General features: G+C 61.7%; 16 protein-coding genes. 7 read left to right on the top strand and 9 right to left on the bottom strand.

Going from position 1 to position 20,377, the window contains the following annotated elements:
• The first annotated feature begins 31 nt into the window (after positions 1 to 31).
• The 4 genes from P353_RS12975 (at position 32) to argA (ending at position 3,742) form a co-directional block, all read left to right on the top strand.
• A complete protein-coding gene (locus P353_RS12975; RefSeq protein WP_034369820.1) occupies positions 32 to 925 on the top strand; it encodes a phosphatase PAP2 family protein in 894 nt (297 codons plus the stop codon).
• Between the two features lie 45 nt (positions 926 to 970).
• Complete coding sequence (locus tag P353_RS12970; RefSeq protein WP_034369818.1) at positions 971 to 1,528, top strand: class I SAM-dependent methyltransferase; 558 nt, start codon at positions 971 to 973, stop codon at positions 1,526 to 1,528.
• A 112-nt stretch (positions 1,529 to 1,640) separates the two neighbouring features.
• A complete protein-coding gene (locus tag P353_RS12965; protein WP_034369816.1) occupies positions 1,641 to 2,099 on the top strand; it encodes an SRPBCC family protein in 459 nt (152 codons plus the stop codon).
• 296 nt (positions 2,100 to 2,395) lie between these two features.
• Complete coding sequence (gene argA, locus P353_RS12960; protein WP_003079639.1) at positions 2,396 to 3,742, top strand: amino-acid N-acetyltransferase; 1,347 nt, start codon at positions 2,396 to 2,398, stop codon at positions 3,740 to 3,742.
• A 143-nt stretch (positions 3,743 to 3,885) separates the two neighbouring features.
• Here argA and P353_RS12955 read toward each other — a convergent pair whose 3' ends face one another.
• Positions 3,886 to 4,701: an AraC family transcriptional regulator gene (locus P353_RS12955; RefSeq protein ID WP_034369814.1), complete on the bottom strand. Its 816-nt coding sequence runs from the start codon at positions 4,699 to 4,701 to the stop codon at positions 3,886 to 3,888.
• Positions 4,702 to 4,976: 275 nt separating this feature from the next.
• On the opposite strand from P353_RS12955, the gene P353_RS12945 reads away from it, so the two are divergent.
• The 3 genes from P353_RS12945 (at position 4,977) to P353_RS12935 (ending at position 10,199) form a co-directional block, all read left to right on the top strand.
• Positions 4,977 to 6,656, top strand: a complete 1,680-nt coding sequence (locus P353_RS12945) for a 2-isopropylmalate synthase (RefSeq protein WP_034369810.1) — start codon at positions 4,977 to 4,979, stop codon at positions 6,654 to 6,656.
• Between the two features lie 270 nt (positions 6,657 to 6,926).
• On the top strand, positions 6,927 to 9,320 hold the full coding sequence (locus tag P353_RS12940) for an adenosylcobalamin-dependent ribonucleoside-diphosphate reductase (RefSeq protein ID WP_052084844.1): 2,394 nt from the start codon (positions 6,927 to 6,929) through the stop codon (positions 9,318 to 9,320).
• 231 nt (positions 9,321 to 9,551) lie between these two features.
• A complete protein-coding gene (locus tag P353_RS12935; protein ID WP_198529065.1) occupies positions 9,552 to 10,199 on the top strand; it encodes a dihydrofolate reductase family protein in 648 nt (215 codons plus the stop codon).
• Between the two features lie 527 nt (positions 10,200 to 10,726).
• Here the strand turns inward: P353_RS12935 and P353_RS12930 are convergent.
• The 8 genes from P353_RS12930 to bla form a co-directional block, all read right to left on the bottom strand.
• Positions 10,727 to 12,163: a chloride channel protein gene (locus P353_RS12930; RefSeq protein WP_034369805.1), complete on the bottom strand. Its 1,437-nt coding sequence runs from the start codon at positions 12,161 to 12,163 to the stop codon at positions 10,727 to 10,729.
• Between the two features lie 276 nt (positions 12,164 to 12,439).
• Positions 12,440 to 12,796: a DUF3325 domain-containing protein gene (locus P353_RS12925; RefSeq protein ID WP_034369803.1), complete on the bottom strand. Its 357-nt coding sequence runs from the start codon at positions 12,794 to 12,796 to the stop codon at positions 12,440 to 12,442.
• On the bottom strand, positions 12,793 to 13,110 hold the full coding sequence (locus P353_RS12920; protein WP_232776463.1) for a hypothetical protein: 318 nt from the start codon (positions 13,108 to 13,110) through the stop codon (positions 12,793 to 12,795). Before P353_RS12920 ends, P353_RS12925 begins: the two co-directional genes overlap by 4 nt.
• Positions 13,107 to 14,759: a PepSY-associated TM helix domain-containing protein gene (locus P353_RS12915; RefSeq protein ID WP_034369799.1), complete on the bottom strand. Its 1,653-nt coding sequence runs from the start codon at positions 14,757 to 14,759 to the stop codon at positions 13,107 to 13,109. The genes P353_RS12920 and P353_RS12915 overlap by 4 nt, the downstream gene beginning before the upstream one ends.
• A gap of 10 nt (positions 14,760 to 14,769) precedes the next feature.
• Positions 14,770 to 17,307: a TonB-dependent siderophore receptor gene (locus P353_RS12910; protein WP_052084843.1), complete on the bottom strand. Its 2,538-nt coding sequence runs from the start codon at positions 17,305 to 17,307 to the stop codon at positions 14,770 to 14,772.
• A 144-nt stretch (positions 17,308 to 17,451) separates the two neighbouring features.
• Entirely contained in the window at positions 17,452 to 18,447 is a 996-nt protein-coding gene (locus tag P353_RS12905; protein ID WP_034369795.1) for a FecR family protein, read from the bottom strand.
• Positions 18,444 to 18,911: a sigma-70 family RNA polymerase sigma factor gene (locus tag P353_RS12900; protein ID WP_034369793.1), complete on the bottom strand. Its 468-nt coding sequence runs from the start codon at positions 18,909 to 18,911 to the stop codon at positions 18,444 to 18,446. Before P353_RS12900 ends, P353_RS12905 begins: the two co-directional genes overlap by 4 nt.
• Before the next feature lie 480 nt (positions 18,912 to 19,391).
• A complete protein-coding gene (bla, locus tag P353_RS12895) occupies positions 19,392 to 20,297 on the bottom strand; it encodes a class A beta-lactamase (protein WP_034369791.1) in 906 nt (301 codons plus the stop codon).
• Positions 20,298 to 20,377 lie beyond the last annotated feature (80 nt).

Here is a 20,377-nt window from a genome sequence, read left to right as displayed (position 1 = left end):
ACGATCGAATGGATCAACAAGGGAGCTTGCTATGAACTTGATGCAGGGAACCGTCAATGGCTGGCAACTGATCAGTCCCCGAAAGCTCGCGCCCATGCTTTTCCTGGCAGCCGTGGCCCTCGGAGAAGCCCTGTGGATACATGCCCATCCGCTTGCCTTTTCCGGCACCGAGCCGGTGTTCTGGACATCACTCATCTTGCTGAGCATCAGCTGGATCTATGGATCTTCGGGGCGTAGCCTGGCCTTGTCCGAGATGTCGTTCTACGCAGCTCTGTGGATAGTGACAGCGCTGATCGGCGCGATACTGACCTATATCTTCGCGACCCTGAACCTGCCGCTGCTCGATGCCCAATTCACCAGACTGGATCAGGCTCTGGGATTCAACTGGCTGGCCTTTTATGACTTTGTCCAGCAACACCCGCTTCTCAGAGCCGTGCTCACGCTGGCCTATTTCAGCGGCCTGCTGCAAGTCTTTTTCTCGATCATCTACCTGTCGCACTGCGCAAGAAACGACAGAAACGAGGAACTATGGTGGTCGTCCTCCATCGCCTTGATGCTGACGGCCTTGCTATCGGGCCTGCTGCCTGCCGCAGGCACTCTTTTCTACCACTCCGTGGGTCTGGAAAACGCCGTGCACCTGCCTCACTTCATGGCGCTCAGGGAGGGAAGCCTGAGCGAGTTCGCCTTCGGGGATCTGAGGGGCATTGTTACGTTCCCCTCCTATCACACGACGATTGCCTTGCTGCTCATCCATGCCTATAGACAGCTCGGGCTTTTTCGCTGGGTGCTTGCATTGAACATCCTGATGCTGATCTCCACGCCCATCAACGGCGGGCACTATCTGGTGGACATGCTGGGCAGCGGCGTTGTTACCGTTTTTTCCATCTATCTGACGAGGCGCGTTCAATATTTCCTGCAGCGATGACTTCAAACTCACCCGCACAATGGGCCAGACTTGGGAGAGCTCTGAATGAAAAATATGTCGTGCAACTTCATGCTGTTGAACGAAGTGATACGGTCTCCCCGCGAGATCGGCGCCCTGTGCCCGAGTTCGGAGCGATTGGGCAACACCATGGCCTCTTTGGTGTGCAGCGGAGACGAGGGCCTGGTGGTAGAGCTTGGAGCAGGAACAGGAGTCATCACCGAGTCACTGCTGCGCAGCGGCATCGCCCCCGGCAGACTGGTGATCATAGAAAAATCTTCCTCGTTCGCCAGCTACCTGTCCGAGCGATTCCCGCAGATCAGCGTTTTTCACGCCGATGCCGGCGACTGGCCCTCGATTCTCGGTCGTGCAGCGGTCAAGGCCGTAGTCTCCGGCCTGCCGCTTCGCTCACTGCCCCATCAGTCAGTGCACAAGATCACCGACACCTGGGCCCGCTCGCTGACCAGCGATGGCCGCGTGATCCAGTTCACCTACTCGCTGTTTGGCGCATCCGCCTGGCAAAGCGCAGGCCTGAAGCGCATAGACCGCGAAACCGTGTGGGGCAATCTGCCGCCGGCACGGGTGGAAGTGTTCTCACGCCCCTGAGCCTGCGCTGCCTGTGCCTGCCGCGCCTGGCCTTGCGGGTGGAGCTGCTGCATGGCTGGCGCCAATTTATCGGTATCGTTGAGCCATCTGAATCCGCGAGGAGGCCGAGGACATGGTGGACATCATTCATAGAATTGGTATCAGAGCGCCTATCGGCGATGTTTTCCAGGCGATCTCGTCCGCTGCAGGCATAGCCGGCTGGTGGACACGGGAGATGGACGCAAGCGCAGGGACTGATGTCGCGATGAGCGCACGCTTCACGGACCAGGCCGGTCGGGAGCTCGGGAAAATATGCTTCGACCTTGTCAAGCAGGACAGGGAGCACAGCGTACGCTGGCGCTTCACGGACGGGCCCGAAGAATGGATAGGTACCGAGGCAACTTTCGAGCTGAGCCGCCAGGACGGGTACACCATCCTGTTGTTCGGCCACCGGAGCTGGCGCGAAACAGTCGAGTTCACCGCCCATTGCAGCATGAAATGGGCCGTCTTCCTGCTCAGTCTCAAAGCTCTGGCCGAGACCGGCAAAGGCAGCCCGTCTCCCCATGACACCAAGATCGACAACTGGAACTAGCGCTCCAATGCGCGACAGAGCTAGGGATAGGTCCAGGCCCGTCACGACCGGCAAGCCCGTGTCCGCATCTGCCGCACATGGCTTTCGGCGCTGCCCCAGAAGCTGCTCCCGGGCACAAGTCGTCATTTTTTGAAAACACCGCGCCACAAAAGCCACAAACTGTGCGATCTGCGCGCATAAAACCACGCAGCAACTAGCTCAGGCACGCTAGTAACCGCTACACTTTGCGCCGCAGGCCTGCGTAATACCCGACGCAGGCCTTTTTTTCCCCGATTTCGAGGTTTTCGCGCACTGCCATGTCCACCGTCTTCAATTTCACCTTTGTTCCCTGGTTCCGGTCTGTGGCTCCCTATATCCACAAGTTCCGACACCAGACCTTTGTGGTGGGCCTGACTGGTGAAGCCATTGATGCGGGCAAGCTCAGCTCCATCGTCCAGGATCTGGCAATGATCCAGGCCATGGGCGTCAAGATCGTGCTGGTGCACGGCTTTCGCCCCCAGGTCAACGAGCAATTGCGCCTCAAGGGCCAGGAGCCGCGTTATTACAACGGCATGCGTGTCACCGACTCCATTGCGCTGGACTGCGCCCAGGAAGCAGCCGGCCAGCTGCGCTATGAGATCGAAGCCGCCTTCAGCCAGGGACTGCCCAACACGCCCATGGCCGGTGCGCGCGTGCGCGTGATTTCGGGCAACTTCCTCACGGCCCGTCCCGTGGGCATCGTCGACGGCGTGGACTTCATGCACTCGGGCCTGGTTCGCAAGGTCGACGTGGAAGGCATTCGCAGCGCACTGGACTCCGAAGCCATGGTGCTGGTCTCGCCCTTCGGCTTCTCCCCCACGGGCGAGGCCTTCAACCTCAGCATGGAAGAAGTGGCCACCCGCGTGGCGATCGAGCTCAAGGCCGACAAGCTGCTGTTCCTGACCGAAGTGCCTGGCGTGCGCATGGACCCCAGCGGCCCGGCCGACGAGAACAACCCCATCGATACCGAGCTGCCGCTGGACGCCGCGCGCCGCCTGCTGGCCCAGCTCCCGCCTGCACAGCAGCCTACCGATGTGGGCTTTTATCTGCAGCACTGCGTGCGCGCCTGCGAGCATGGCGTGGAGCGCAGCCATATCCTGCCCTTCTCGACCGACGGAGCGCTGCTGCTCGAGATCTATGTCCACGACGGCATAGGCACCATGGTCATTGACGAAAAGCTCGAAGAACTGCGTGAGGCCACGATCGACGACGTGGGCGGCATCATTCAGCTGATCGAGCCCTTCGAGCGCGATGGCACGCTGGTCAAGCGCGACCGCACCGAGATCGAACGCGATATCGCCAGCTACACCGTCATCGAGCATGACGGCGTGATCTTCGGTTGCGCGGCCCTGCACCCCTACCTCGAGGCCAAGACCGCCGAAATGGCCGCCGTCACCGTCTCGCCCAAGAGCCAGGGTACGGGCGATGGCGAAAAGCTGCTTAAACGCATCGAACAGCGTGCACGCGCCCTGGGCTGCGAAACCATGTTTGTGCTGACCACGCGAACCATGCACTGGTTCATCAAGCGCGGCTTTCAGCCCGTGGAGCCCGAATGGCTGCCGGAGGCCCGCAAGGCCAAGTACAACTGGGGCCGCAAGAGCCAGGTGCTGGTGAAGAAGCTCTAATCCGCCTTCATGATTAAAAATAGCTTCCTGCGCTTGATGAACAAGCGCTGGAAGCTATTTTTTTGGGAGCCAAAGATGCGTGCAACAGGCACAGGCACAGGCACAGGCTGCGCAAGCCGCAGCTCTGTGTGCAGCAAGGCCGGCTAACGTGGCGCCGCTCTGTCTGCCGCAGCCGCAAATTCCGACGGCGGGCGGCCGAACTGCTTGCGGAAAGCCGCCGTGTATGCACTATGGCTTTCATAGCCGCTTTCCAGTGCCACGGTCGTGATGGCCATGCCCTGCAGCAACTGGGGGATGGAGGCCATCAAGCGCATCTGCTGATACCACCGGCCCCAGCTCATCCCGGTGCTTTTCAGAAATCGACGGTGCAGCGTCTTGGGCGTGAGCGCGTGTTGCCGGGCCAGGGCCTGCGCCGTGGTGCGCTGCGCCGGTGCACGCAGCATGCTCTCGCAAATGCGTCGCATCAGCACATCTTCAGGCCAAGGCAAGTAATACGGCAGCGGCGCCAGGGCCCTCAACTCCTCCAGCAGCAAAGCGCCCAGCAGCGCATCGCGCGGGCGATGCGGCCCCTGATGGGGCCAGTCGGCGAGCGCCGCCATCAACTCCCTGACCAGCGGCGAGACATGGAGCACGCAATCCTGTGCTGGCAAGCCTGCCGAGCACGCCTCATCAATGAACAGACCAAAGGCTCGCACCGCCGTGGTCGCCGTGATCCGGTGCAGCATGCCCGGGCGCAGCCACACTGCCGTGGTCGGAGGAACCAGCCATTGGCCGCAGGGGGACTCGACCAGCAACACGCCTTCCGAGGCATAGATGAGATGGCCGCGCGCGTGGCTGTGCTGCGGCACCACATGGCCAGGCGGATAACGCTGCTCCACGCCAGTGACAGGCAGTGACGAGACCTGAGCATGCTGCAGATCCAGGGCATGTGCGCCATGTTCGGGGGAGGCAAAACCCATTCAATCTGTCCAAATCTCTACAACAAATGAATATCTATCGATAGATAGTCTATACCGTGACGACATAAAGTAGCCCCACTGTCTGCATCAACAAGCATTTTTGCCGTGAAACACTGCCACCCGCTTTCGCTATGCCTACTGGCTCTGACATCTGGTCGGGGTCTGCATGCACGCGTTCGCGCATGGTCCCATCCTGGTCTTCCCAGACCCCGGCCTTAGCCAGCCCCATCCGGGCAGGGAGACCAGGTGATCGTTTCTTCAACTCCAAGGTCTCTATGCTGGCTGATCCCTCTACCAAATACCGCGCATTTCCCGTGGTGAACCTGCCCCACCGCCAATGGCCTGCCCATACATTGACGCAAGCGCCTGTGTGGCTTTCGACCGATTTGCGCGACGGCAACCAGGCGCTGTTCGAGCCCATGAACCACGAGCGCAAGCTGCGGCTGTTCCAGGAGCTGGTCGCCATTGGTTTCAAGGAAATTGAAATCGGCTTCCCCTCCGCTTCGCAGACCGACTTCGACATCGTGCGTCACCTCATCGATGCCCAGCTGATTCCGCATGACGTCACGCCTATGGTCATCACCCAGCTGCGCGAGGACCTGATTGCCACCACGGTGCGCAGCGTGGCCGGCGCGCGCCGCGTGATCGTGCACCTGTACAACGCCGTGGCCCCGGCCTTCCGCGAAATCGTCTTTGGCATGGAGGTGCCGCAGATCATTGCCATGGTGGAGCACCATGTGCGCCACCTCAGGCAACTGACCGAGCAGCACCCCGAGACCGAATGGGTGCTGCAGTACTCCCCGGAAACCTTTTGCATGGCCGAGCTGGACGTTTCCCTGGCCGTGTGCAATGCCGCGATTGCCACCTGGGATGCCGGTCCTAAGCGCCCCATGATCATCAACCTGCCGACCACCGTGGAGGTGTCCACCGCCAATGTGTTTGCCGACCAGATCGAATGGATGGACCGGCGTCTGGCGCGGCGCGAGCACATCACGCTTTCGGTACACCCCCATAACGACAGAGGCACGGGCGTGGCCTGTGCCGAGCAAGCCCTGCTGGCCGGCGCCCAGCGTGTGGAAGGCTGCCTGTTCGGCAACGGCGAGCGCAGCGGCAATGTGGATCTGGTGACACTGGCCCTGAACCTCTACACCCAGGGCATTGCTCCGGGCCTGGATTTCTCCGATATCGCTGCCGTGGCACGCATTGCCGAAGCCTCGACGGGCCTGCCCATCCATCCGCGCCACCCCTATGTGGGCGATCTGGTGTTCACGGCATTTTCCGGCTCGCACCAGGATGCGATTGCCAAAGGCTTTGCGGCGCAGAAAGCCGATGCTCCATGGCGCGTACCCTATTTGCCCATAGACCCGAAGGACCTGGGACGTACCTATGACAGCATCGTGCGTGTCAACAGTCAGTCCGGCAAGGGCGGCATTGCCTTTCTGCTGCAAAAGGACAGAGGCATCATCATGCCGCGGCGCATGCAGATCGAGTTCAGCGCCATCGTCCAGGCCTGGGCCGACAGCAGCGAAACCGAACTCAGCAGCGCACAAATCTGGGAGCTGTTTGAAGCCACCTACCTGCATGCCCAGACCGAACCTCGGTCACTGCGTTATGAAAGCCACCGCCTGTTCGACAACCCGCAAGGCCAGGGTATCGAACTGCACTGGCACGATGCCGACGGGCAACCCAGGCTGCGCAGCGGCATCGGCAACGGCCCTATTGCAGCCACCGTCGCTGCACTGGATTTGCCGCTGCGCATAGACAGCTATGAAGAGCGCAGCCTGGGCAACGGCGCCGACGCCTGCGCCGTTGCCATCATCGAAGCCGCATTGCCTGGGGTGCCCGGCTCACGGTTTGGCGTAGGCATGCACGCGAACATCGTCACCGCATCGGTGATGGCTCTCGTGAATGCCGCTGCGCGCTTTGAGGGGGACATGATTCAGACCCGCGCGTAGCCTTCGATAGATCGTTGCTTCGCCCTATCGTCGGCCGATACCATTTGTCGGCCGATACCATTTGAAGCTCGGCCTGCGCGGTGTCCTCCCTCATACGCCGACCCGGTCTTTTCCGTCTGTTTTCGGCGGGTCTGTCACAATTTTGAGGCGGGCCCGTTCTGCCGATGGAGGCCTCTGGCCACTTGGTGCATCGGCGATGTTGCGCTGCGTCACAGCACTACCAAACAGTCTGAGCTACAAAGTCGACATCCGATTAGCATGAGGCATGCCATGAACACACTCCCTCCCCAGGCCATCAGCCAGGATGTGCTGGCCGAAAAATATCTGGCCGACGGCGAGCAATCCGAGCAAGACCTGTTTGCCCGCGTGGCACGAGCCCTGGCAGCAGTTGAAAAGCCTGAGCTTCAGACACATTGGGAGCAGCAATTCCTGACCAATCTGCAGCGCGGTGCCATCGGTGCTGGCCGCATCATGGCAGCGGCGGGGCTGGACACCAAGGCCACGTTGATCAACTGCTTTGTGCAGCCCGTCGCGGACGCCACCAATGGTTTCGACACCCAGGGCAACCCCGGCATCTACACGGCGCTTTCTCAGGCGGCCGAGACCATGCGCCGCGGTGGCGGCGTGGGTTATGACTTCTCCAACCTGCGACCGCGCGGTGCGCTGGTGCGCGGCACCAACTCCTTTGCATCGGGCCCCTGCTCCTTCATCGATGTCTTCGATGCGTCCTGCACCACGGTGGAATCGGCCGGTGCGCGCCGCGGAGCCCAGATGGGCGTGCTGCGCATTGACCACCCCGATGTGCTGGAGTTCATCACCGCCAAACGACAAAAGGGCCGCTGGAAAAATTTCAATGTCTCCGTCGGCGTGAGCAGCGCCTTCATGCAGGCGGTCAGGGACGATACCGAATGGGAGCTGGTGCATGTCGCCAGTCCCAGCGAGGCACAGATACAGGCCGGCGCCCATCTCCGCGACGATGGTCTCTGGGTCTATCGCAGCCAGCCTGCGCGCACGTTGTGGGATGCCATCATGCGCTCGGCCTATGACTTCGCCGAGCCTGGCATCCTGTTTCTAGACAACATCAACGCCGATAACAACCTCTGGTATGCCGAGCAGATTGCCGCCACCAATCCCTGTGGCGAGCAACCCCTGCCGCCCTATGGCTGCTGCGATCTGGGCCCCGTCATACTCACGCGCTTTGTGCGCGAGGCGTTCACACCCCAGGCTTTCTTCGACATGGAGGCCTTTCGCGCCGCCGTCACGGTTCAGGTGCGCATGCTGGACAATGTGCTGGACGCCACCGTCTGGCCCTTGCCCGAGCAGCAGCGCGAGGCACAGCAAAAGCGCCGCATCGGCGTGGGCTTCACAGGACTGGGCGACGCGTTGATTCTGCTGGGTCTGCGTTACGCCAGCGATGAAGGCCTGCAGCAGGCCGAATCAATAGCCCGCGCCATGCGCGATGCGGCTTATGCCGCGTCAGTGGAGCTGGCACAGGAAAAAGGTGCCTTCCCGCTGTTCAATGCCAAGCAGTATCTGAAAAGCGGTTTTGCCAAACGCCTGCCCAAGGAGCTGCGCGCCGCCATCAAAAAACATGGCCTTCGCAACAGCCATCTGCTGTCCATCGCCCCCACGGGCACCGTGTCGCTGGCCTTTGCTGACAATGCGTCCAACGGCATCGAGCCCGCCTTTTCCTGGACCTATACGCGCAAAAAGCGCACGGCCGACGGCGGCGAGCAGTTCTACACCGTGCAGGATCACGCCTACCGACTCTACAAGGCCTTGCACGGTGAAGAGGCCTCGCTGCCCGAGTGCTTTGTCAGTGCACTGGAACTGAGCGCCAGCGAGCATGTGGCCATGATGCGCTGCGTACAGCCCTTTATCGACACTTCGATTTCCAAGACCGTCAACATCCCGGCCGACTATCCGTTCGAGGACTTCAAACACCTCTATATGGAATGCTGGGAGGCCGGCCTCAAGGGCTGTGCCACCTACCGCCCCAACGACACACTGGGTGCGGTTCTATCCACAGATTCAGCGCCTAACCCCTCTCAAGCGCTTACCGATAAATCACAGGCTGCTATCAATTCCTCAGGCGCCGGCGGCCTGACGGCCGTGATTGAGCGCCGCCCCGAGGGCCCGCTCAATGCCGTGGTGGACAAGATCGAATATTTCACGCATGACGGCATACGGCGTCTCTATCTGGTGGTCAGCTTCATGGTGGTCGACGGTGTGGAGCGTCCCATCGAGTTCTTCATGCCCGTGGGCCAGACCGGCGAGAGCCAGCAATGGATCACGGCCACCATGCGCAGCCTGAGCCTGGCCGCGCGTGGCGGTTTTCTCGACAAGGCCCTGGCCGATCTGCGCAAGGTAGCCTGGGATCGCGGCCCAGTGCGCTATGGCAGCAGGACGCGTGACGACGGCAGCCGCATCCCGCTCTGGCACGACAGCGAAGTGGCGCTGCTGGCCTATGCGATTCAAAGCATCATCGCCAACCGTGGCCTGCCCCAGCCAGCGCCCAGCACGGCAGCCACACCGGCATCTCCGCCTGAGAACAGTGCCTCCGTCAGCGGTCAAAAGTGTCCCGACTGCGGAGCACATGCCATGATCAAAAAAGATGGCTGTCAGTTCTGTACTGCCTGCGGCTTTGTGGGGTCATGCGGTTGAAAAATGGATAGCTTGAGCTTGAGTCGCGATCACGCTGAGCAGCGAGATGGACGACTGGGTCCGGAGCAGCGTCCATTCAGGTCGATACCCAAAGCAGCGGTCCGACGCGGCTTCGGACCCAACACCCTGCGCTCAGCAATGCGACGGGTGACCGAGGCATGTGGAAACGGTAAGTACAGACGTTGATATCGAGGCCTTCGATCATCACTCTCTCAACTGAAAGGTGCCATCATGAAAGTCAAAGTCCTCTGCTTCGGCATCTCGCTGGACGGTTACTCCGCCGGTCCCAACCAGGATTTGCAAAACCCGCTCGGCATCGGTGGGCCTGAGATCCTTGAGTGGTTCTTCCCCACCCAAGTCTTTCAGCGTATGCATGGGGGGTCTCAGATCGGCGAAACAGGTCTCGACAATCAGATGGCCGAACGCTCCTTCGAGAACATCGGTGCGTGGATTCTGGGGCGCAATATGTTCGGACCGGTACGCGGCCATTGGCCCGACGAAAGCTGGAAGGGCTGGTGGGGCGAGGAGCCGCCTTATCACGTACCCGCATTTGTCCTGACGCACCACGCGCGGCCCACACTGCGCATGCAGGGCGGCACTGATTTTCATTTCGTCACGGATGGCATTGCATCGGCGCTGGCGCAAGCCAAGGCAGCCGCAGGTGATCGCGATATTCGCATTGGCGGCGGCGTAGCCACCGTGCGACAGTTCCTGCAGGCGCGACTGGTCGATGAGATTCACCTCGCTGTACGTCCTCTGTTGATGGGGTCCGGTGAAAACCTCTGGCAAGGCCTGGACATGCGTGCTCTGGGCTATGAGGTCGCCGAGGTGAGACAGGGCGAACGAGCCATGCATGTGATAGTGCGCAAACAAGCGTAACGCCTAAGAATTGGGTCGCACCTGATACAGCAGGTGTACTCCTGGCAGTCTGGACTGTCCAAGTCCATTGACCTGACGCTTGTGGCGGTCATGGACCAACCGCGACGGCCAGCGACAGTCGTATCCAGGACGCTTGCTTAGCGCTTAGCTTTGGAGGTCGAAAAAGATGACTGGCTGGAACGACAGGCCAGATCGGTGCTGCAAGTGGCCTCGGCCGTAGACGTCGCATACATCACCAATGGCGAGCTCGCCCAACTTCTAGCTCTTTGGATATCACACCCCAGCTCTTGCCTCTCAAGCTCGACCATCAGGTACTCACGGTAAGCATCCACTCCGCCCCTCTTCGCTCAGGGTAGAGCCTCGCGCGCCATGCACTGCAACACGCTCGATGAGCACATAGGCCTGACTCACCGACTGCGCCTCGTGTCCAGGATCACCTGCACTCCTGACTTCACCCGAGCACAACCGACGTTGGCCCAAGCTCGTTCAATTCCGCGTTGACGCTGCTCATGGATTCAACCGACAGCCTAGCCTTGACGCGATTTTTGCAGGGCATCAGGCTCGGATGACTCATTCAGCGCCACTGGCTGCGTGGACTCCGCTGGAGCCGCAGCAGTTTCAGGCTCCGGCTCCGGCTCCTTGGGCAAAGAGGCCCTTGCCACCTGGAGCATGTGCAAGGCCAGCGATTCATACAGCGGCCGCGCAATCATGCGCGAGATCATGCTGGCAATCATGGCCGATGCCATGAGGCTCAGCACCAGTGAGTGGCCGTCCACCATCTCCATCACGATGATGAAGGCCGTCAGCGGCGCCTGGGTGACCGCAGCCAGAAAGGCTGCCATGCCCATTGCTATCAATGCAGGAGCTATATCCGTAGTTCCAACAATCGATGCAACGTTATTCCCCACGCCTGCACCAATCGACAGCGAGGGCGCAAAGATACCGCCGGGTACGCCCACCCAGGCCGATAGCCAGGTAGCGATGAATTTGAGCGTGACATAGAACTCGGGCACATCGGCCTCGCCCTGCAGCATATGCTTGACGGCTTCGGAGCCAGCACCAAAGGTGGCGCCGCCGGTAACCACGCCGATGACGGCAATCAGCAGGGCCAGCACTGCCGCAAAGCGGATGGGAAAGCGTGACCTGAGCTTGTTGAGACGCTCGGTGGACGAAGTCAGCGAGTGGGTCATGAGCTTGGCGAACAAGCCGCCCAGCACGCCGCAGGTCAGCGCCACGGCAAGACAAGGCAGCAGGTCACGCCAGCCGAGCTCTGCCACACGAATGCGGCCAAAGTAGCTCAGGTTGCCGAAGACCGAGACCCCCATCAGACCGGCCAGCACAATGGCCGCAATGATGAGCCCGCTGGAGCGCGACTCCAGCTTGCGCGAGAGTTCCTCGATTGCAAACACCACGCCCGCCAGCGGGGCGTTGAAGGCTGCGGCAATACCCGCCGCTCCACCAGCCACCAACAAGGCATGGGTATTGATGACGGACTTGGGGCCCAGCCAGCGTCGCGCCGAATGCATGACACCTGCAGCCACCTGCACAGACGGTCCTTCCCGTCCTATCGACAGCCCCGCAAGAAAGCCCGCGCTGGACAGCACGATCTTTGCAAACGACAGCCACAGCGACACAAAGCGCTTGCGCAAACCAGCATCGACCGCGGGCTCCAGCGTGGCAATCACCTGCGGGATGCCCGAGCCGCTGGCACCGGGAGCCCATTTGCGCGTGGCCCAAACCGCTGCCGCCGTAATGGCGGGCATCCAGATCAGTACCAGCCAGCCATTGACACCGTGGTAGATGCTCTCGAAAAAACCGAACGCTGCTTCGGCCAGCAGCGTGAAAGCCACCACGCTCAGGCCCGCCGCCGCGGCATATGCCAGCACCACCGTCCGCTCCAGCCAGCGCTTTCCGTCGCGCATCTCTTCATTGAGGTTGTGAAAGAAATCTGGCTCTTGCTGCATAGGCGGGCAATCGTTTCGGGGCGGCTGCAAAAATGGGCGGATACCCGCATTCTGCGCCCGCCCAAGGGCTTGCTAGATCGGCAATAGCCACAACGATTGCCCACACAGGTTTTTACAATAGCCAACCGAGCGGCACATATATTGCGAATCACCCGGCTAACGCCCGAGCGAATGCAGATGCTGTCATGCCGCGCAGGCCCATCTCCGCCGTGGCAGTGACAGGCCTCTGTATCCGGGCCTGCTGGCTCCAACCCGGCAGCCCTCATGCCGTATCGGTCATCCCGTGAATGCGGGCAAAAGCGTCCCGGCCAAGGCAGCCAGACCTCCCATGGCTACCAGCACCGCACCGGGCCCAGGCATATAGGCGAGCAGCCATGTGAGGGCCAAAGCGGCCACACTGAGGCCGCCCAGCCAGACGATGATTCCCACCGCACCACCCCACAAGCCCGTGCACAGCCACAGTGCGAGCAGCAGCAGCGCCGCCCCCGCCAGGCGCAGTAAGGCCCGCAGCGCGGGCCCGGGCTCGCCGCGCGATACAAGCTGGGCGCAATGCCTGTCCATGGCCTGGCTCAGCACCAGCATGCCTGCCAGACACAGCGCCAGGGCGCAGACCATCACTTGCCACAGACTCATGCCACACCTTTCAGCGCCTGCAGCGCAGCTGTCAGCAAGGCTGCCGGGCCCGCCATCCATACCATCACGCGCAGCAGGCTGCGCACATGGAAGGCCCAAAGCGCCACTGCGATGTAGAGCACAAAGCTGAGCAAGGTGGAAAGCAGCACGGCTGGTGCACGCTGCATGGCACCCACGGCCACAAGCACATGGGCCATCACGGCGCAGGCCAGCGCCGTGAGCGCATAGCCGCCCAGTGTGGCCATCAGCACGCGCAGCAGCACGGCCCAGCGATGGCGCCTGGTCTGAGCCTTGGTCATTGCAGCCGCTTTCATGTGAGACCTCCTGAGATCACGCCACGGCCCGCACGCAACTGCGCCGTGCTCTTGCTGCGCTGGGACTTTTCATGCAGCCATGCGCCCCAGGCGACCAGCAGGCCCAGCGCCATGCAGGTCAGCTCCAGCCCGGCCCGCTGACCATCGCCCTGCGCCAGATACAGCAGCAGGTGCTGGCCTGTGGTCATGACATTGAGCAGCGGCAGGCCCAGGCACAGCAAGGCCAGAATCCATAGCTGTTCGCACCAGGCTTGGCGCGCCGTGCGCAGCAGCGCATGCAGCAGGCTCAGAGCCCAGACCGCAAAGAACACGCGGATTTCCCAGCTGGAACGCGCCTCCAGTAGCAGGGGTAGCAGACGATTGCCATACAGATAGGCAATGGACGCCAGCGCCGATCCTGCCAGTGCCGCCACATTGAGCGCATCGATGCAGCGGTAAATGGAGGGCGTCGCCGCGCCCCATTCATGACCGCTTCTTGCACGGCGCTTGACCGCAAACAAGATCGATCCGCTGGCAATCATTGCCGTGCCGACCAGGCCCAGGACAAAGTACAGCCACTTCATCGTCCAGCCACCAAAGGTGACCAGATGCAGCGCGCTGATGACGGGATAGGTGTCAGTCGCCAGATTGCCGGATGCGGGATTGTTTGGTGCTTGCAGCAACCGACCGCTGATGGCATCAAAGATTAGTGAATTGGCGCTGTTGACCATTCGACGCGTCACTGCCGTATCCGGCTTGCCTTCCGTGAAGCGTATCGTGGCCGGCGCCCCCTCAGGTCGCTGCACCACCACGCCCACAACAGGCCCCGTCAGCAGGGACTGGGCATGCTGCGCAAGGCTGACAAGGTCCACAACTGCAATGGCTGGCGCATTCGAAGGCGTATTTGAAGGCGTATTCGCCTCGGGTCTGGCGTTCAACTCGGACTCGTAGCGGCTGTAGGCCGAACGGTCTTGCCCATACAGCGATTGCAGCGGCCAGGGCATATAGCTGGTGTAGAAATGCGCGAGTCCCGTGTAGACGATCATGAACAGAAACGGCAGAGTGAGCACGGCCGATGCATTGTGTGCATCCAGCCAGGAGCGCTGGCCCTTGCCGGGCCGGAAGGTAAAGAAGTCCTGAAAGATGCGCCGGTGCACAATCACGCCCGAGACCAGCGCCACCATCATGCACATCGATACCAGTCCCACCACCCAGAAGCCAGCGATACCGCCCTGCAAGGAATAGTGAAAGGACATGAAATGCCGGCCGCCTTCGGTCTGACGCATGGCTGGTTCGGGCAGGACTTCGCCCGTGTGCACATGCAGGCTGGCCTGCAGATCGCCGTCCTGGGCGCGCGCGAATACCTTGACCCCATCGCCTGTGTGCAGCGGCAGACTGATGCGCCAGATACTGGCATCCGGCGCCGTCTTGCTCAGGTGCTGCTCGGCCAGCCGCAAGGTCTGCAGACGCTCTTCCGGAGAAAGCGGCTGCTGACCGCCGCCCTCCAGTGGCACTCCCTGCATCCATAGCGTGATGGGCTCACGGAACACGCTGATCGAGCCCGTCAGGAAAATGGCGCAGAGCAGCCAGCCGCACACCAGGCCGCACCAGGTGTGCAGCCATGACATGGTCTGACGAAGTCCGGGCTGAGATGCTGGCTTGCCGCTCACGTCAGCCCGCTCAGAATGCACCACGCAAGGTCAGCAGGACACTGCGCGGCTCGCCATACCAGTTGCCGCTGCCCGAGGTCCCAACCGTCTTGTAGTAAGTCTTGTCGAACAGATTGTGCACATTGAGTGCAGCCGACCAGTTGCGATTGATGCGGTATTGCACGCTGGCGCCCCAGACTGCATAGCCGGCCTGAGTGAAGCGGAAGGGAACGGCATCGCCATCGTATTGGCCCGATGCCGGGTTGTAGCTGTTGGCGGTGCCGCTGACATAGGTGGCGCTTTGCAGCGTCACGCCACCGCCCAACGTCCATGGCGAGAGCTGGCCCTGCAACTGATACGTGCTCCACAGCTTGAACAGGTGCTTGGGTGTGATGGAGCTATAGACCAGTTGCGACGGGTCGGTCTTGTTGCGATTGTGGTTGTAGGTATAGCCGGCAAACAGCTGCCAGCCCTGCGCCAGCTGACCGGTCACTTCCATGTCCACACCCTGGCTGATGATCTTGCCTTGCGCGACATAGCAGCAGCTCAGGCCCAGATTGCCCACATCCGTTTCCGGATATCGCGGATCACGCACCGCCTGCCCCTTGCGCTCGATACGGTAAAGGGCCAGCGCAGTATTGAGCTTGCCATCGGCGAGTTCCCCCTTCATGCCCAGCTCGAAGCTGCGGCCCTTGATCGGGTCCAGCGCAGCCCCCGGTGCCGGCCCGGCCAGCATATTGGCCTGCGACTTGTGGATCTCGGTCACGCTGCCATAGGCCGTCCACTGGTTGCCCAAGTCATACACCAGACCCGCATAGGGGGTGAAGATGCCGCTTTCGCTGTAGTACTCGCGACCGCTGGCCCGAACACTGCCATCGGCGTTGTAGTTGATGTATGGCGTGTCATAGGAGTAGCTGGCATAACGTCCTCCGACAATGGCGGTGAGCTGATCCGTCAGGCTCAGGTTGGCACGACCATAAAAGCCTTTTTGCGTGGCACCATAGCCGGGATAGCTGCGCGTCATGCGTTCGCGTACCGCAGGGGGAATTCTGCCGGGATCGAACTCATAGACATTGGTCAGAGACAGCGGCGTATCCATCTCGGAGTAATAGGTGTCCTGATCGTCACGGACCTTGCTCCAGTCCGCGCCGAGCAGCAAGCGGTGCTTGCGACCGAACAGCGAGAATGGGCCGCTGGCATGCACATCCAGGCTTTTTTTCTCAGAACGAAAGTCGTTGGAAAAGCCGGTCCAGTTGGCGCCAAGACCTGTTGCAGGGTCAACGGCTCCGCTGAGGCTGGCCAGCCGCGCATCGCTATCCACCTTCTGATAATTGAGCTGGGCCTTGAGCTTCCAGTCCCCCGTCAGTTGCTGGTCGAGCTGCGCAAAGACCTCCTTGGCGCTCTTGTCGTAGTGGCTCCAGCCCGCCATCAGCGCGGTTTTGCGGGACAGCTTCAGATCGTCGCCATTGGCGGCACGCGGCAGGCCTTCGCGCCAGGGTGTGGCCTTGAGCTTGTCGTAGCTGGCTCCCAGACTCACACGCGTGGAGCTTGTCACATCGGCCTCCAGAATGCCGTAGAGCAAGCTGTTTTGCGAATCCGCTCCGCGATAGAAAAAGTTCTTGTCCGAATGCGCGAGCACGGCACGACCACGCAGGCTCCCTGCTTCATTCAATGGCCCTGCAACATCCAGCTCGACCTGTTTGCGACTCCAGCTGCCAACGCCCGCCGAGCCCAGAATCTGCTGTTGCGCCGTGGGACGCTTGCGCACCAGATTGATGGCACCGCCAGGCTCCCCATTGCCGCTGAACAGGCCGTTGGCGCCGCGCACCACCTGCACGCTGTCATACATGGCCAGATTGGGATCGAACAGCTGCTGGCTGAAAGCGTCCACGCTGGCTCCGTCGATCTGCACATTGCTGATCTCGAAGCCACGCGACAGAAACTTGGTGGCCGCACCGCCCAACCCTCCCGCACCGCCATAGTCCACCGTCACGCCGGTGGTCTGCTGCATCACCTCCCCCACATTGCTCATGGCTTGATCTTCAATGCGCTGGCGCGTCACCACCGAGATCGACTGCGGTGTCTCGCGGATGTCCTGCCCTTTGCCCAGGGACACATGCGAGGCGGCATACGAGCCACTGCCCTCCGTGGCTTCGCGCTGGGCCTGGGCCGTCACCGTCACTTCGCCCAGCATGCCGGTCTGGCTGCTGTGGCGGCGCACGGTGATGGCAGACCCGACAGGCACAGCCTCCAGCCCGCTCCCCGCCAGCGCCTTGGTCAGCGCCTCGTTCAAGGTCTGAACGCCTTGCAGCGCCGGCACCGTGCGGCCTTCCACCAAGGCAGCATCGACCGAAACCGACACCCCCCAGGTGCGGGCCAGTGCATTCAATGCCTGTCCCAGGGGCTGCGCAGGCAGGCTCAGGCTGCGCGATGTGGACATGGCCATCTGGCTGCTGGCGGTCTGGGCATGAGCCGTCGGCAACACCGCCAGAGCTGACCATGCAAGACAAGCCATGGCACTGGCCAGAGCCACTGCGCGCAGACCGCCGCAATGCGAACCTGCAGCCATTCCCTCCCTCTGAACGGAAAAAAAATGAGAGTGATTTCTTTTCATCAAATGCATCCTGTGAATTGCTTGTCAAAGTGCTTTCACAGTGAAGACGCATGAAACGGCTTGTGCCGGACAAAAATTTTCAGCCGGCAATTCCAGCCATCAGCGCCGGTGGATGGCGACTCTGCCATCGGGCAGCGACTGCACTCGCACCGGTAGGGAGCGCGGCAGGCTGGCGATGAAGATGGCGGGCTCGCGCAGCTTGAAACTGCCGGTCAATCGCAGTGATTGCAAAGAGGCTGCATCGTCCAGCACCATTGGCTGAGCCAGGTAGTCATTCCAGCGCGCCACGACCTCGGTCAGCGGCGTATGGTCAAACACCAGCCAGCCTTCGCGCCAGGCGCCCACATCCGCCGCGTTCAGGGAGTAAGGGGCAAGCTGGCCGTCTGCATTCAGGCGCAAGCCCTGGCCTGCAGTCAGGAGTGCGTCGGGGGGCTGATCGGCCGTGCTGCCCTGCTTCCACACTGCCACACGCCCCTGGGCGACGCTGACTTGCAGGCCGGCGGGCCGTAGAGCCACAGAGAAAACCGTGCCCAGCACACGTATGCGGCCCAGGGCCGTGTGCACCTCGAGGGGACGCTCTGCGTCATGGGCCACGTTGAGCCGGATTTCGCCCTGCTGCAGATGAACCTCGCGACGCTGGCGGTACAGCAGCACCGATGCATCGGTGCCCGGAGCCAGATCAAGCTGGCTGCCGTCGGGAAGATGGCGACTCAGTTGCTGGCCATGGCCTGTATGCAGCGCCATCTGATCCAGAGGCTGCAGCCAATGCCAGCGGCCGAGCATGCCGGCAAGGCCTGCCACACCGGCCACCCCCAGCACGGACAGCGCACGACGGCGGGTCTGCTGCACACGCGCCGAATGAGTGGCGGGCAAGGGCACCTCGCCCTGCAAAGCGCTGCCTTGCGTCGCTTCCCAAGCTGCCATAGCGGCCTGCGCCGCCTGTTCGTTCGCCGGCTCCCTGGCACGCCAGCGCGCCAGCGCCTCGGTCGCAGCCTGCGCCGCTTCAGGACTTGCGCCATGCTGGCGCGCAATCAGCAACAAGGCATGCTCCAGCCGCTTGCGATCCGGCATGCCGAAGGAAACGTCGGCACTCATGAGGTCAGCCCCATGCAATCACACACGGCGCGCACCACATGCTTTTCAATGGCTGCTTCGCTGATATTCATATGCGCTGCAGCCTCGGCATGGCTGAAGCCATAGATGCGCACCAGCACAAACACCTCGCGGCGCTTGCGCGGCATGGCTTGCAGGCGCCGTGACAGCAAGACCAGTTGCTGTCGCCCTTGCACTTGACGCTCGACCGAGGGCACCTCGTCGCCCCCCACCACCGCCAGGGTCTCCAGCACGCGGGCTTCTGCAGCGCGGCGGCGCGCATCGTCAATTACGATGTTCTTGCCAGTACGAAACAGCAGTGCTCGCAAATCCCGTACCGCAAGCTCTCGCGACTGCATGGCAAAGACGCGGGTATAGCTTTCCTGCACGACATCCGCAGCCGCATCCCGGCTATTGAGCGAGCGAGCAAAGAAACTGACGAGTTCTGCGTAATAGTGCGCAACCACGGGTACACCTCGACCTCTTGCAAGGCATGTCGCCCAGGCTCTGGAATCGGCCGCAAAACATGCAGCTACGAAGCGGGAAAGCGCAGACTCTACCAGAAAATGAGAATCAATCTCATTTATTGACAAATCTCAAAGCCTCGTCACATCGATGCAGAGCCGGCGTCGCGACGGCTTTGAGCTTGTGTCTGCATCGCTGCCACAGCTGGGTGAGCTCTGCCCCGGGTCATCTCCTGCGGTCAGCCATTCAGGCGCAACAACTGCTGCCTGGCATACCCAAGTTCAAGCGCAAGGTTCAGGCAGGACTTGTGATTGGCCGGCCCCCATGTCCCGGCAGGCAACAAACCTCAGGCCTGAAAGGCAAGCCCGCAGAGCGTCCTGCGGACCGCAATCGAGTGAACGGCTGGGCTCCTGTAACAGCGCTTCCCCCAAGCCTGCAGGCATGCAAGATCCTTGCCCACGATCGAAATCACCGCCGCTACTTCAGATCGCGTAATACCAGCGCTTGACCGCTTCGCCAGCCCTGGCCAACACGGCTTCGCGCCCTGCCCCATCGAGCTGGCTGCCGGTCAGATACGCCGTCACCAGCAGCGGCGCAGATTGTGCGGTAGGCCAGACGATAAGGGTGTCGCAGGCCGTGCCCCTCTCGCCGCTGCCGGTCTTGCCGCCCACTGTCCAGTCGCCGGGCATGCCGGCGCGCACGCGCTTGTCGCCGGTACGGCTGTCCACCAGCCATTGCTGCAACAGGGCGCGGGCATAGCCCTCCAGCACATCGCCCAGCAGCAACTTCTGCAGGCTTTGCAACATGGCCTGCGGCGTCGTGGTGTCTCGTTCATCGCCGGCCAGCGCCGTGTTCAGCGAAGGTTCGTTGCGGTCCAGCCTGGTGGTGCCGTCACCCAGTTCGCGCAGCCATTGCGTCAGCGCCGCCGGCCCGCCGCTGGCCTCCAGCAGCACATTGGCCGCCGTGTTGTCGCTGACAAGCACCATCGCTTCACACAACTCCTGCACCGTCATGCCGCCATTGGCACCCGCGCGCTTTTCGGAGATCGGCGACCACGCCACGACTTCGGAAGGAGAGTAATAGAGCTTGCGCCACAGACGAATTTCATCTCGCTGCGCCAGATACAGCATGCGTGCGGCCAACAAGGTCTTGAAGGTGCTGCACATGGGAAAGCGCTCATCGCCACGCCAGCCTGCCTCGGCACCGCTGACGGTATCCAGCACATACAGGCCGAATCGGCCCTGGGCCTGAATTTCCAGCACCGCCAACTCGTCGCTCAATGTTCTCGCTGCTGCGGCTTGCTGCTTGGAGATAAAAGCACAGCCGCTCAGTCCCCAGGCTCCCAGACCCAAGGCCAGTCCTGTTGTCAGCATGCTGCGTCGTTGCATAAGATCCTCTTTTGGTTAACTGCCATGGTTTGAAGCATAAATCGGTAGATTCTTACGAACCAGCAGTAATAATTGACACG

This window comes from Comamonas testosteroni (assembly GCF_000761245.1).
Taxonomy (GTDB): Bacteria; Pseudomonadota; Gammaproteobacteria; order Burkholderiales; family Burkholderiaceae_C; genus Comamonas; species Comamonas testosteroni_C.
This window is presented reverse-complemented; position numbering and strand designations above follow the sequence as displayed.

Coding starts and splice junctions, on each gene's coding strand:
- P353_RS12975 (WP_034369820.1), top strand. CDS start 32: ATGAACTTGATGCAGGGAACCGTCAATGGCTGGCAACTGATCAGTCCC.
- P353_RS12970 (WP_034369818.1), top strand. CDS start 971: ATGAAAAATATGTCGTGCAACTTCATGCTGTTGAACGAAGTGATACGG.
- P353_RS12965 (WP_034369816.1), top strand. CDS start 1,641: ATGGTGGACATCATTCATAGAATTGGTATCAGAGCGCCTATCGGCGAT.
- argA (WP_003079639.1), top strand. CDS start 2,396: ATGTCCACCGTCTTCAATTTCACCTTTGTTCCCTGGTTCCGGTCTGTG.
- P353_RS12955 (WP_034369814.1), bottom strand. CDS start 4,701: ATGGGTTTTGCCTCCCCCGAACATGGCGCACATGCCCTGGATCTGCAG.
- P353_RS12945 (WP_034369810.1), top strand. CDS start 4,977: ATGCTGGCTGATCCCTCTACCAAATACCGCGCATTTCCCGTGGTGAAC.
- P353_RS12940 (WP_052084844.1), top strand. CDS start 6,927: ATGAACACACTCCCTCCCCAGGCCATCAGCCAGGATGTGCTGGCCGAA.
- P353_RS12935 (WP_198529065.1), top strand. CDS start 9,552: ATGAAAGTCAAAGTCCTCTGCTTCGGCATCTCGCTGGACGGTTACTCC.
- P353_RS12930 (WP_034369805.1), bottom strand. CDS start 12,163: ATGCAGCAAGAGCCAGATTTCTTTCACAACCTCAATGAAGAGATGCGC.
- P353_RS12925 (WP_034369803.1), bottom strand. CDS start 12,796: ATGAGTCTGTGGCAAGTGATGGTCTGCGCCCTGGCGCTGTGTCTGGCA.
- P353_RS12920 (WP_232776463.1), bottom strand. CDS start 13,110: ATGAAAGCGGCTGCAATGACCAAGGCTCAGACCAGGCGCCATCGCTGG.
- P353_RS12910 (WP_052084843.1), bottom strand. CDS start 17,307: ATGGCTGCAGGTTCGCATTGCGGCGGTCTGCGCGCAGTGGCTCTGGCC.
- P353_RS12905 (WP_034369795.1), bottom strand. CDS start 18,447: ATGAGTGCCGACGTTTCCTTCGGCATGCCGGATCGCAAGCGGCTGGAG.
- bla (WP_034369791.1), bottom strand. CDS start 20,297: ATGCAACGACGCAGCATGCTGACAACAGGACTGGCCTTGGGTCTGGGA.